Genomic DNA, 12316 nt, shown 5'->3' with positions numbered 1-12316 from the left:
TTTTTCCTTATTTCGCTGCCGTCGCCGGGGCGGGCACCGGGTGCTTGCGATACAGCCACCATTGCTGCGCCATCGACAGGCAGTTGTTGGTAATCCAGTAGACCAGCAGGCCCGCCGCGAAGGGCGCCATGATGAACATCATCATCCACGGCATGATCGCGAACACCTGCTGCTGCATCGGGTCCATCTGGGCCGGGTTCAGCTTGAACTGGAGGTACATGCTGATGCCCAGCAGCAGCGCCAGCACGCCGATCGCCAGGAAGGACGGCGGGGTGAAGGGCAGCAGGCCGAACAGGTTCAGGATGTGCATCGGGTCGGGCGCGGACAGATCCTTGATCCACAGCACGAAGGGCTGGTGACGCATTTCGATCGTCAGCATCAGCACCTTGTAGAGCGCGAAGAAGATCGGGATCTGGATGAAGATGGGCAGACAGCCGGCGAGCGGGTTCACCTTCTCCTGCTTGTACAGTTCCATCATCTTCATCTGGAGCTGCTGCTTGTCGTCCTTATATTTCTCCTGCAGCGCCTTCATCTTGGGCTGCACCGCGCGCATCGCCGCCATGCTGGCGAACTGGCGCTGGGCGACCGGGAACATCAGCGCACGGACGCAGAAGGTCAGGCAGATGATGGCCACACCGAAATTGCCGATGACGGTAAAGAGCCAGTGGAGCAGCGCGAAGATCGGCTGTTCGAACCAGTAGAACCAGCCCCAGTCGATCGCGCGGTCGAACAGCTTCACGCCGCCGCGCTCATAGGCCTGAAGCGTCTTCACTTCCTTCGCGCCGACATAAAGGCGCAGGCTCTGCGTCGCCGCCTTGCCCGGAGCGAGCATGGTCGAACCGAGCGCGACGTCAGCCTGATATTGCGTACCGGCGCCCTTACGGAACTGGCCGGCGAAGTCGGCGTCGACGCCGGGCACCAGCGCGGACAGCCAATATTTGTCGGTGAAGCCGATCCAGCCACCCTTGGACTGGAAACTCTGGGTCGACGGTCCCTTGTCCAGATCCTTGTAGTTCACATCATAATTGGCCGCGCCGTTGAACACGCCCATCGGGCCGACATGAATGGTCCAGGTGTCAGGATCCTTGGGTATGCCGTTGCGGCTGATATAGGCATAGGGCTTCACGCCGATCGCGCCGGCGCCGCTGTTCGACACCTTCTGCGCGGCGGTGATCATGTAATTTTCGTCGACCGACAGGCGGATCTCGAAAAGCTGGCCCGCGCCATTGTTCCAGGTCAGCGTAACCGGGCTGGTCGGGGTCAACTCATTGCCCTGCGCCGTCCAGAGCGTGTCCTTGTTCGGGATCTTGAGGCCTTCGCCCTGCCAGCCGAAGCCGGCGAAATAGGCGTCCTGCGTGCCCGAGGGGCTGTAGAGGCGGACGTCGGGCGAATCCTTGGCGATGGTTTCCTTGTAGGTCGGCAGCACGATGTCATCGATGCGCGCGCCCTTCAGGTTGATCGAGCCGACCAGCTTGGGCGTGCGGATCGCGACGCGCGGGCTTTCCTTCAGCACAGTCACGCGATCGCGAATCACGGCGGGGCCGTCGGCGGTGTCGGTGCCGGGCGCGGCGACCGGAGTCGTCTTGCCGCCCTCGATCTTCGTTGCCGGCGGATTGGCGGCCGGGAAGAAATAATGTGAGACATAGGGCCAGCCGAACAGGATGGCCGCGGTCAGCAGCACCGCCAGGATAATATTCTTCTTGTCGTCCACGCTATTTGCGCTCCGCGGTCAATTCGTCAGTGTCAGGGAACCGGATCATAGCCCGAGCCGCCCCATGGGTGGCATCGCATTAGCCGCTTGAACCCCAGCCAGCTACCCTTGATCGCGCCATATTTGCGCACGGCCTGAATTCCATATTCGGAACAAGAGGGAGCATAGCGGCAGGTGGGGGGCAAAATGCGCGAAGGACCAAGCTGCCAGAAGCGCGCGATAAGGATCAGCAGCCGGGCGATCACCGACCCGGTTCCCGATTCGGTCCCTGTTCGGGTTGGCCCTGTTCGGGTCGGCCCTGCTCCGGCGGGCGCTTCGCCGGCTGGCGATGCGGCTTGCCTTTCCGGCGAGCAGAATCGCGCGGCGGATCGATCGGCCGCGTCATGATCTTGCCCAGAGCCTTGGTCAACTCTGTGTGCAGCATGCCGAAATCGCGCTCGATCCCGCCTTCGCGGCCGATCAGCACATGGTCGGCGCCGGCCACGCCATGGACCGGCAGCAATTCGCGCGCCAGGACGCGAAAACGGCGCTTCATCCGGTTGCGGATGACAGCGCCGCCAACTTTCTTGGTGACCGTGATGCCATAACGCATCGCCGGATCGCCGTCGCCACGCTCGCGCACCAGCAGGACAAAGCCCGGCATGGGAGCGCGGCGCCCGCGATTCGCCGCCAGAAAATCCGCGCGCCGGACCATCATGGCCGGCGCGACGACATTTTCAGGCGTTGAAATCAGGCGCTCAGGCTCTTGCGGCCGCGCGAACGGCGTGCGCGAATGATGTTGCGGCCGCCGGGGGTCGCCATGCGGGCGCGATAACCGTGACGGCGCTTCCGAACCAGATTGCTCGGCTGAAAAGTGCGCTTCATCGTTCATTCCTCAAAACAAATAGAGAATCAGGCGTGACAAAAAAGGGCCGCCAAAGAGCGGCCGCAAGTCAGAGGCCGTCCGATAGGGAAAAGGGGTGGGGAAGTCAATGGGCGGGGAATGCAATCCTGAGATCCGTTCGCTTCGAGCGTGTCGAGAAGCGGATGGCGCTGTGCCGGCGTTTCTCGACCGCGTTCGAAACGAACGGCTACTTCTTACTTCCCCCGCGCTGCCGCAACGCCTTCCTTGAGCGCATCGAAACCGACCGCGCCGTTCAGCACCTGGCCGCCGATGACGAAGGTCGGGGTGCCGGTCGCCTGCAATTTCTGCGCGAGGGCGATGTTCGACTGGATCTCCGAATCATATTTGCTCGACGCGATCGCCGATTCGGCTTCCGACCTGGTGATGCCCGCCTTCGCCGCTGCGGCGATGATCGTGTCGCGCGTCACCTTGCCCGCACCATAGAGCGCCTTGTGATAGGGCATATACTGGCCACGCTCGGCCGCGAACAGCGACACCTTGGCCGCGTCGCTGCTGGCTTCCGACAGAATCGGCAGTTCGCGATAGACGACCTTCACCTTCGCGTCGGAGCCGACCAGCTTCGCAAGATCGGGCAAGGATGCACGGCAATAGCCGCATGCATAGTCGAAGAACTCCACCACGGTGACGTCCGCATTCGCCGCCCCTTCCCAAGCGCCGGCATAGGGCGTCTCAAGCGCGCTGCGGCTGGCGTCGATGGTGCCCGACAGGCGTCTGGCCTGGAGCTTTTCGACCGCCTGCGGGATGATTTCGGGATGTTCGAGAATATAGTCGTGAACGATCTTCTCGATCGCCGCCCGATTTGCCGGACTAACGTCGGTCGGGCTGACGGCGGCGGGCGCCTGCACGGCGAGGGCGGCGCCGGCGGCAGCCGCGATGAAGGCGAAACCGCCAAGGGTCATCTGCATGGTCCTGTTGGATAAAGCGGCGCGAAAACTCGGCCGGGTCTGATCTGTCATACTATCTTTTCTTCCGCTGCTGCTCGATCGCCGCGCGCGAGACCATCGCGATATCCTGCGCCCGCAGATAGTCAACCGTGCCGGGCTTCAACCCCTGCATCGCTGCATCGGCGCTGCGCAGCGCCATGGGATATTGCGCCATCATCTCGTAGCGCTCGGCCGTCGCCAGCGCCGCGCGCGGAATGTCACCGCGCCGTTCGTAGACGACGCCCAGCTGATACCAGGCGAAAGGATTTTCCCGGTCGCGCTGCACGGCCAAGCGCAGCACCTGTTCGGCCTCGGCGAAATTCGCCTCATCCTCAGTCGCGATCAGCGCGTGGGAGAGAAGCACGGAAATGAGTGGCTGGTTGGTTATCTTCACTGCTTCGCGCAGTGGCGCGATCGCGTCGGCGGGCTTGCCGCTTTCGAGCAGGATCTGGCCCTTCAGTTCCAGGAAATAGGGATCGTGCGGCACGGCGGTGAGCAGCGCGTTCACCTCGTCCAGCGCCTTTTCCGGATAGGCGCTCTTATGCCAGGCATAAGCGCGGGCGTAATGGGCCGGGACCGACCGGTCGCTTTCGGGATATTTCTGCAAGGTCTGGGTTGGTTCGGACACGAAGCCGATCAGCTTCGCCTTGATCCGCTCGAACCGTGCCTCCAGCTTCGGATCGGGCGGCGTATTCCAGGCCGGATCGACCTCATAGACTTCGCGCAGCACGTTGATGCGCTCGCCCGACAGCGGGTGGGTACGACCGTAGCTGTTGTCCTGCGGAATCGCGAGGCGATACTCCTGATTCTGGAGCTTCTTGAAAAATTCGAGGCTGCCACGCCCGCTGAGACCTGCGACGTGGAGATAGCGCGCGCCCGCAAGGTCGGCCGAGCTTTCCTGCGCGCGGGAAAAGGCCAGGAACTTGGTCATTGCCGCCTGCTGGCCAAGGCCCATGATGCCCATGCCCGCTTCCGCGCCGCCTGCCGCGATCGCTGCCGCGCCCAGCACCAGGCTGAGCAGCGTCACGCCGGTCGCTTCCTTGATGCCCTCACCCGAGCGGATGATATGGCCGCCCTCTATATGGCCCAGTTCGTGCGCGACGACGCCTTGCAACTGGTTCACATTGTCGGCCTGCGCGATCAGCCCGCTATGCACCCAGACATATTGGCCGCCCGCGACGAAGGCGTTGATCTCCGGATCGTTGATGACCATGACCTGGACATTCTTCGGCTCCATGCCGGCCGCCTTGACGAGCTGGCCGGACATGTCGGCCATGAAGGCCTCCGTCTCCGCATCGCGCAGGATCTGCTGGGCCAGCGCCGGGCGGGCCATGAGCGCGAACGACGCCAGCGCCAGGGCGATGCACTGCAAAAATCGGGTCATCGGGCAAAGCCGATGCCATGGCCGCGCTGAACCTGCCGTGAAGGAGGCATGATCGCACGGCCTAAAGAAAAGCGCCGCTGCGCGCCGGTCGGAACCGGAGGAGCAGCGGCGCCTGTTCATTGCGAGCGTCCCGGCGTTACTGGCCGAAAGTGCGCTGCCACCAGCCGCGACGCGGACCGCCCTCGCCTTCCTCGCCAGCCGCGCCTTCCTCGGCCGGCTCGGTTTCGGAAACCAGCGCCTGCACGACCGGGGCAGCAGCTTCAGCCGCTTCCGCCACGACTTCAGGCGCCGGCTCGGCGACCTTCTTCTTGCGCGGGGCACGCTTCGGCTTGGCGGGGGCCGGCTCGGCAACCACTTCCTCGACGGCGGGCGCCGCTTCGGCTTCAGCGGCAGGCTCGGCCACCTTCTTCTTACGGGTGCGCTTGGGCTTGGCCGGCGCTTCGGGCGCAGGCTCTTGCGCAGCGGCGGGCGCCGCGTCGGCAGGCGCCTCGACCGCTTCGGCCGGCGCAGCAGCCTCAGCCACGACTTCCGGTTCAGCCTTCTTGCGCGCACGCGGACGGCGACGGGTCTTGGGCGCCGGCTCGGCGGCTTCCTCGGCTGCTGCTTCGACAGCCGGCGCTTCTTCCCCTACCGGCTCGGCGGCAGCTTCGGCCTCGACAGCCTCGACCGGTTCAGCCAATTCGCCGTCCTCGGTCACGCTCGCTTCGCCGCCTTCGCGACGACGGCGTCCGCCACGACGACCGCGACGACCGCGACGGCGCGCGCCGCCATCCTCGCCCTCACCGGCTTCAGCGGCAACAGCCTCGCCTGCGTCGGCGTCGTCCGCCTCAACAGCTTCGGCCTCGGCATCCTCGCCGGCTTCGGCCTCGTCCTCGGCATCGCCTTCGGTCGCACCGTCGCCACGATTTTCGTCGCGCTGGCCGCTACGACGACGACGGCGACGGCGACGGCGACGGCCACCTTCACGATCCTCGCCACGGTCGCCGCGCTCCTCGCGCTCGGAGGCATCTTCGACTTCCTCGACCTCTTCCTCTTCTTCCTCCTCGGGAAGATCGGCGTCATCCTCTTCCTCGGCGAGCGGGGCGTAGGAGACGACGCGTTCGGGTCGCGGACCGCTGGCCTCGACCGACATGCGCGCGCCTTCGATCTCACCATCAGGCAGGATCACGATCATCACGCCATAGCGCTGCTCGATCTCGTCCAGCTCGCGACGCTTGTTATTGAGAACGTAGAAGGCAGCCTCCTGGCTGGCGCGCAGCGTGATGACGCTGCCGCGACCACGCGCCGCTTCCTCTTCCAGCATGCGCAACGCGCCAAGGCCCGCCGACGATGCAGTGCGGACCAGGCCCGTGCCTTCGCAATGCGGGCACTGGCGGGTCGATGCCTCCAGTACGCCGGTGCGCAGGCGCTGGCGGCTCATTTCCATAAGGCCGAAGCCGGAGATGCGGCCGACCTGGATGCGGGCGCGATCGTCCTTCAACGCCTCCTTCATCGCCTTCTCGACCTTACGGATGTTGGAGTTCATCTCCATGTCGATGAAGTCGATGACGACCAGACCCGCCATGTCGCGCAGACGCAGCTGGCGCGCGATTTCGCGGGCGGCTTCGAGGTTGGTGGCGACGGCAGTCTGCTCGATCCCATGCTCGCGGGTCGAACGGCCCGAGTTGATGTCGATCGACACCAGCGCTTCGGTCGGGTTGATGACCAGATAGCCGCCGGACTTGAGCTGCACGACGGGGTTGTACATCGCCGCCAGCTGATCCTCGACGCTGGCGCGCTGGAACAGCGAGACGGCGTCGGCATATTGCTTCACCCGACGCGCATGGCTCGGCATTAGCAGCTTCATGAAATCCTTGGCGGCCTTGTAGCCATGCTCGCCCTCGACGATCACTTCCTCGATATCCTTGTTGTAGATATCGCGGATCGCCCGCTTGATGAGGTCGCTGTCATTATGGATCAGCGCGGGCGCGTCGGACTTGAGCGTCTGTTCGCGAATCTCATCCCACAGGCGAGCGAGATAGTCGAAGTCGCGCTTGATTTCCGGCTTGGTACGCTGGAGACCGGCGGTGCGGACGATACAGCCCATGGTGGAGGGAAGGCTCATTTCCGCGATGATCGACTTCAGCCGCTTGCGGTCGGCAGCGTTGCTGATCTTGCGCGAAATGCCGCCGCCATGGCTGGTGTTGGGCATCAGCACGCAATAGCGACCGGCGAGCGACAGATAGGTGGTCAGCGCAGCGCCCTTGTTGCCGCGCTCTTCCTTGACGACCTGGACCAGCAGCACCTGACGGCGCTTGATGACGTCCTGGATCTTGTAGCGGCGGCGCAGCGCCATGCGCTTGCGACGCAGTTCGTCGGCGGCGTCATCGCCCTTGCCGCCGCCCCGGCGACGGTTTCCGCCCTTGGCAGCCTCGGGCGCTTCGCCTTCGACATGCTCCTCATCGTCATGATGATGGGTCGCCTCGACGACTTCGACGCCGTCCTCGCCATGATGAGCGTCTTCATCCTCGTCATCATAATCGGCGCGCAGCGCAGCCTCTTCCTCGGCGTGGGCGCGTTCCTCACGCAGCAGCGCCTCGCGGTCCTCGCGCGGAATCTGATAATAGTCGGGATGGATTTCGCTGAAAGCGAGGAAGCCGTGGCGGTTGCCGCCATAATCGACGAAAGCCGCCTGGAGCGAAGGCTCCACGCGGGTCACTTTGGCCAGATAGATATTGCCCTTGAGCTGCTTGTGCTCGGCCGATTCGAAATCGAATTCCTCGATCCGGTTACCTTTGACGACCGCGACCCGGGTCTCTTCCCGGTGGCGCGCGTCGATCAGCATACGCATTGTCATTTATTAATCTCCGGCGTGGGCAGGCTGCGGCTTGGAGCCGCGCCGCCACGCGATAGTGAAGGGACGGCCGGGCGCGCTCCAATGTGGGCGCGGATGTCGGCAACGTCCGGGTTTGAAGGAAAAACTTCGCGTCTGCTGCGTCGGCAGGGCCGGACAAGGCGCCGGGCCGGACCATCCACGCCGCTACGCCCGTGACCGGGGCAAGCGTGGAAGGAAATTCATGCCTCATGCAGCGTCAACCTGTTTGCATCATCGGCAGGGGTGCGATCCCGCGCCCACCGATGCTTATCTCATTGCCCTGAAGGCCCGCCGGATATGGGCGGTCTTTCAGTTATGTGAATGGGTAGCAGCCAAAAACCCCCGGAGCAACGGCTGCCTGAAATATTGTGACAACATCGCCCGCCCCGTCGGCAACGCGATGCCAAATCATACTGAAAATGCCGTTAACCGTCTCGTTTTACGTAGGCAAAAGATGCCGATGCTTAATGCGATATTCAGCGTGGGGACGCTCAAGACGGAATATCGTCATGAAATTTGGCTGGACGGCCAACATGCGCGCGTTGCAGAAACGTCGCATGCTTCAAAGCCTTGCCCTGGCAAGCACGATGATCTTCGCCGCGCCCGGCAGCGCCGGCGGCATTTCCGGCGTCGACGTGCAGGGCGACCGGGTGGTCGTGCGTTTCGACGAACGGGTCGATGGCGCGTCGGCTTTCCTGCTGGACGCGCCGCGCCGGATCGCGCTCGACATCGATGGCGCGCAGATGGGGCGATTCAACTTTTCGCCCGGCAATGGCGCGATTGCGTCGGTGCGGCAGGGACAGCTCAACGACGGCACCGCGCGCGTGGTGTTGGACCTTGCCTCTCCCGCGACGCTCGGCAATGCGCAGATCGCGCCGGACGGCAAGTCGCTGAGCTTCTCGCTGCAAAATATCACCGACAACCGGTTCCGCAGCGAGATCGGCCGGGGCCGCACCCGTTTCGATGCGCCCGCAGACATGGCCGCGCGCCCGCAAAAGCGCCTCCATTCGATCAGCGTGCCGATCCCGGCGGCCGCGCGCGGCGTGGCCCTGCCCCGCGTGCAGGGCGCCAATGACGGCACGCGACCACTGGTGGTCATCGATGCGGGCCATGGCGGCCATGATCCGGGCGCGATCAACCGGGAAAATGGCAAGCGCGAAAAGGATGTGACCCTGGCGATCGCGCAGACGATCCGCGACCAGCTCCTGCGGTCGGGCCGGGTGCGCGTCGCGCTGACCCGCGACGATGATCGCTTCCTTATCTTGCAGGAACGCTATGGCATCGCCCGCAAACTGGGGGCGGACCTGTTCATTTCGGTCCATGCCGACGCGGCCGAAAATAGCGACGCCCATGGCGCAACCGTCTACACCCTGTCGGAGACGGCTTCCGACCGTGAGGCGGCAAGACTTGCCGCGCGGGAGAACAAGGCTGACATCATCAACGGCGTCAACCTCGGCAGCCAGTCGGGCGACGTGTCGTCGATCCTGATCGACCTGACCCAGCGCGAATCGCTCAATATTTCGGCCAATTTCGCCCGGCTGTTGCAACGGGAAGCCGCCCCCTATGTGCCGTTCCGCAGCGCCTATCACCGCTTCGCCTCGCTGATGGTGCTCAAGGCGCCCGACACGCCGTCGGTGCTGTTCGAGACCGGGTATATCAGCAATGCCGACGATGCCGCCTTCCTCTCCTCGCGCGAGGGGCAGGAGAAGATCGCCCGCGGCGTCGCTCGCGCAATCGAGGTACATTTCGCCCGCAAGCTGGCCATGCGCGGCGGCGCGGCGGGAGGATAAGGGCAAGAGTTGCGGCGGCCAGTGTTATCCCCACTGGCCTTGACGACATTTTGACCCTAGAGCCTCTTTCCCATGGAAGAGGCCCGTTCCGAAACCGCCCCGACGTCTACCGCTTATCGCCTGCGCCGCGACGCCGGCGGCTTTCTGGGCCGGCTCCGTCCGCTCTGGGGCCGCCGCCTGTTCCGTTGGGCAGCGATCCTGCTGGGCGGTTTCCTGCTCGCCTGCTTCCTGTTCTGGCTGATCTTCGCGCGCGGCCTGCCCGATGCGGCAACGCTGCTGGAATATGAGCCACCGCTGCCGACCATGGTGCGCGACATCAACGGCCAGCCGGTGCATAGCTATGCCCGCGAACGTCGCGTGCAGTTGCAATATAGCGATTATCCGCCGCTTCTGATCCGCGCCTATCTGGCCGCGGAGGACAAGACCTTCTTCGAACATCATGGCGTCGACTTCCCCGGCTTTGCCGGCGCAGTCTTCGATTATGCCAGCAAGCTGGGATCGGGCCAACGCGCCCGTGGCGGGTCCACCATCACCCAGCAGGTGGCGAAGAATCTGCTGATCGGCGACGAATATTCGCCCACGCGCAAGGTGAAGGAAATGATCCTCGCCTGGCGCATGGAAAATGTCCTGTCCAAGCAGCAGATCCTCGAACTCTACCTCAACCAGATCTTCCTCGGCCGCAACGCCTATGGCGTACAGGCGGCCGCGCGCGCCTATTTCGACAAGGATGTCGCCGACCTAGCCCTGCCTGAAATGGCCTATCTCGCCATCCTGCCCAAGGGTCCGGCCAATTACCGCCCCGAAAGCGAGACCGGCCATGCCCGCGCGATCGATCGCCGCAACTGGGCGCTGGGCGAGATGGAGAAGAATGGCTGGATCACCGCCGCCCAGCGCAGCGCCGCGATCGCCATGCCGCTCGGCACCGTCGCCGCCCATGGCTCTGGTTTCGACGCGCGCGCCGGCGGCTATTATATGGAAGAGGTGCGTCGCCGCCTGATCCAGTTGTTCGGCGAAAAGGCCGATGATGGCCCCAATAGCGTCTATGCCGGTGGCCTGTGGGTGCGCAGTCCATACGACCCTGTGGTGCAGGACAATGTATCGACCGCGCTGCGCAACGGCCTGCTGCGCTTCGACGCCGGGCGCGGCTGGTCCGGGCCGATCGCCCATCTCGATATCGACAAGGGCTGGGAACGCGAACTCGCCGCCAGCTATGTCGACGTCGACTATGCCGGATGGCGCGTCGCGGTGATCATCAGCCGCTCCTCGTCCGACGCGCAGATCGGTTTTGCCGACGGGTCGACCGGAACGTTGCCGGCCGGGTCGGCGCAACTGCCCTACCGCAAGGCCGGCGGCCCCGCTTTCTCGGCGATGAAGCCCGGCGACCTGATTGTCGTCGCGCGCAACGGATCGAGCTGGGCGCTGCGCAACATTCCCGAAGTGTCGGGCGGCATGGTCGCGCAGGAGGTTCATTCGGGCCGCATCCGCGCGATGCAGGGCGGCTTCGATTCGCGCCTGTCCTCCTACAACCGCGCGACGCAGGCGCTGCGCCAGCCGGGTTCGACCATCAAGCCCTTCGTCTATGCCGCCGCGCTCGACAACGGCATGACCCCGGCGTCGATCATCGTCGATGGCCCCCTGTGCGTCTATCAGGGCGCGGGCCTCGGCCAGAAATGCTTCCGCAACTTCTCCGGCGGCAGCGCCGGGCCGCAGACGATGCGCTGGGGCGTCGAACAGTCGCGCAACCTGATGACCGTGCGCGCCGCCAGCCAGACCGGCATGGACCGCGTCGTGCGCACCATCAAGGCGATGGGCATCGGCGACTATCAGCCCTATCTCTCCTTCGCGCTGGGCGCGGGCGAGACGACGGTGGAGCGGATGGTCAACGCCTATGCGACGCTGGCCAATCAGGGCCGCCAGTTCCCGTCCAAGGTGATGGACTATGTCCAGGATCGCCGCGGTAAGGTGATCTGGCCGCAGCGCTGGCGCCCGTGCGACGGCTGCAACATGGCCAACTGGGACGGCAAGCCGATGCCTCGCTTCGGTATGGAGGGCAAGCAGGTGATGAACCCGATGACCGCCTATCAGGTCGTCCACATCACCGAAGGCGTGATCCAGCGCGGCACCGCGACGGTGCTGGCGGACCTGAAGCGCCCGCTGTTCGGCAAGACCGGCACCACCAATGGCCCGACCAATGTGTGGTTCGTGGGCGGATCGCCCGATATCGTCGCGGGCGTCTACATCGGCTACGACCAGCCGCGGAGCCTGGGCGGCTGGGCGCAGGGTGGCCGTATCGCCGCGCCGATCTGGAAGGCGGCGATGGCGCCGGTACTGGAAACCATGCCCAAGACGCCTTTCGTCGCGCCGGCCGGTATCCGCATGGTCGCGATCGATCGCCGTTCGGGCAAGCGCGTCTATGGCGCCTGGCCCGGCACCGATCCCAAGCCCGCCATCATCTGGGAAGCCTTCAAGCCCGAATCCGAACCGCGCCGCTCGATCCGCAAGGAAGAAGCGGAGGAACAGGCCAAGGTCGCTGCCGCCCGTGCTGCATCGGCCATTTCGAGCGGCCGCCGGCGCACCGACGCGGACTTCCTGGAGGGTCAGGGCGGGATTTACTGATCAGGTCGGGGCGACCTGCCCCCGCCTGAATCCTCTCATGATATATGCGTCAGCCTTGATGCATGGGGTTTATGGTCGGCTTACGGCCAAGAGCGGACACCCGATATCCGTTCGGGCTGAGCCCGTCGAAGCCG

Annotated in this window: 9 protein-coding genes; 2 read left to right on the top strand and 7 right to left on the bottom strand. The window is 64.7% G+C overall.

What is annotated here, in order from left to right:
• Positions 1–7: 7 nt before the first annotated feature.
• The 7 genes from yidC to VMR39_RS29390 all read right to left on the bottom strand — a co-directional run bounded on the left by yidC (position 8) and on the right by VMR39_RS29390 (position 7758).
• The gene (yidC, locus tag VMR39_RS29420) at positions 8–1711 is read right to left on the bottom strand and encodes a membrane protein insertase YidC (protein ID WP_325421926.1); all 1704 of its coding nucleotides are present in this window, start codon (positions 1709–1711) and stop codon (positions 8–10) included.
• A gap of 32 nt (positions 1712–1743) precedes the next feature.
• The gene (gene yidD, locus VMR39_RS29415; RefSeq protein WP_179043949.1) at positions 1744–1956 is read right to left on the bottom strand and encodes a membrane protein insertion efficiency factor YidD; all 213 of its coding nucleotides are present in this window, start codon (positions 1954–1956) and stop codon (positions 1744–1746) included.
• Positions 1953–2405 carry a ribonuclease P protein component gene (rnpA, locus tag VMR39_RS29410; RefSeq protein WP_325422036.1) on the bottom strand — a complete coding sequence of 151 codons (453 nt, stop codon included), beginning with the start codon at positions 2403–2405 and terminating at the stop codon, positions 1953–1955. The genes yidD and rnpA overlap by 4 nt, the downstream gene beginning before the upstream one ends.
• A gap of 35 nt (positions 2406–2440) precedes the next feature.
• Positions 2441–2575, bottom strand: a complete 135-nt coding sequence (gene rpmH, locus VMR39_RS29405; RefSeq protein ID WP_031308989.1) for a 50S ribosomal protein L34 — start codon at positions 2573–2575, stop codon at positions 2441–2443.
• Between the two features lie 213 nt (positions 2576–2788).
• Complete coding sequence (locus tag VMR39_RS29400) at positions 2789–3571, bottom strand: DsbA family protein (RefSeq protein WP_325421922.1); 783 nt, start codon at positions 3569–3571, stop codon at positions 2789–2791.
• Between the two features lies 1 nt (position 3572).
• Complete coding sequence (locus VMR39_RS29395; RefSeq protein ID WP_325421920.1) at positions 3573–4922, bottom strand: M48 family metalloprotease; 1350 nt, start codon at positions 4920–4922, stop codon at positions 3573–3575.
• Positions 4923–5058: 136 nt separating this feature from the next.
• Positions 5059–7758 (bottom strand): ribonuclease E/G, encoded by a 2700-nt coding sequence (locus tag VMR39_RS29390; protein WP_325421918.1) that lies wholly within the window; start codon positions 7756–7758, stop codon positions 5059–5061.
• Positions 7759–8285: 527 nt separating this feature from the next.
• Between VMR39_RS29390 and VMR39_RS29385 the strand changes: the two genes are divergently transcribed.
• Both VMR39_RS29385 and VMR39_RS29380 read left to right on the top strand, forming a co-directional pair.
• Positions 8286–9566 carry an N-acetylmuramoyl-L-alanine amidase gene (locus VMR39_RS29385; protein ID WP_325421916.1) on the top strand — a complete coding sequence of 427 codons (1281 nt, stop codon included), beginning with the start codon at positions 8286–8288 and terminating at the stop codon, positions 9564–9566.
• Positions 9567–9638: 72 nt separating this feature from the next.
• A complete protein-coding gene (locus tag VMR39_RS29380; RefSeq protein WP_325421914.1) occupies positions 9639–12182 on the top strand; it encodes a penicillin-binding protein 1A in 2544 nt (847 codons plus the stop codon).
• Positions 12183–12316: the final 134 nt, after the last annotated feature.

The organism is Sphingobium sp., assembly GCF_035511395.1.
GTDB lineage: Bacteria > Pseudomonadota > Alphaproteobacteria > Sphingomonadales > Sphingomonadaceae > Sphingobium.
This window is presented reverse-complemented; position numbering and strand designations above follow the sequence as displayed.

Bases quoted from the DNA above. Each gene is read 5' to 3' on its own strand.
- VMR39_RS29380 (WP_325421914.1), top strand. From the start codon at position 9,639: ATGGAAGAGGCCCGTTCCGAAACCGCCCCGACGTCTACCGCTTATCGC.
- VMR39_RS29395 (WP_325421920.1), bottom strand. From the start codon at position 4,922: ATGACCCGATTTTTGCAGTGCATCGCCCTGGCGCTGGCGTCGTTCGCG.
- rnpA (WP_325422036.1), bottom strand. From the start codon at position 2,405: ATGGTCCGGCGCGCGGATTTTCTGGCGGCGAATCGCGGGCGCCGCGCT.
- VMR39_RS29400 (WP_325421922.1), bottom strand. From the start codon at position 3,571: ATGACAGATCAGACCCGGCCGAGTTTTCGCGCCGCTTTATCCAACAGG.
- VMR39_RS29385 (WP_325421916.1), top strand. From the start codon at position 8,286: ATGAAATTTGGCTGGACGGCCAACATGCGCGCGTTGCAGAAACGTCGC.
- VMR39_RS29390 (WP_325421918.1), bottom strand. From the start codon at position 7,758: ATGACAATGCGTATGCTGATCGACGCGCGCCACCGGGAAGAGACCCGG.
- rpmH (WP_031308989.1), bottom strand. From the start codon at position 2,575: ATGAAGCGCACTTTTCAGCCGAGCAATCTGGTTCGGAAGCGCCGTCAC.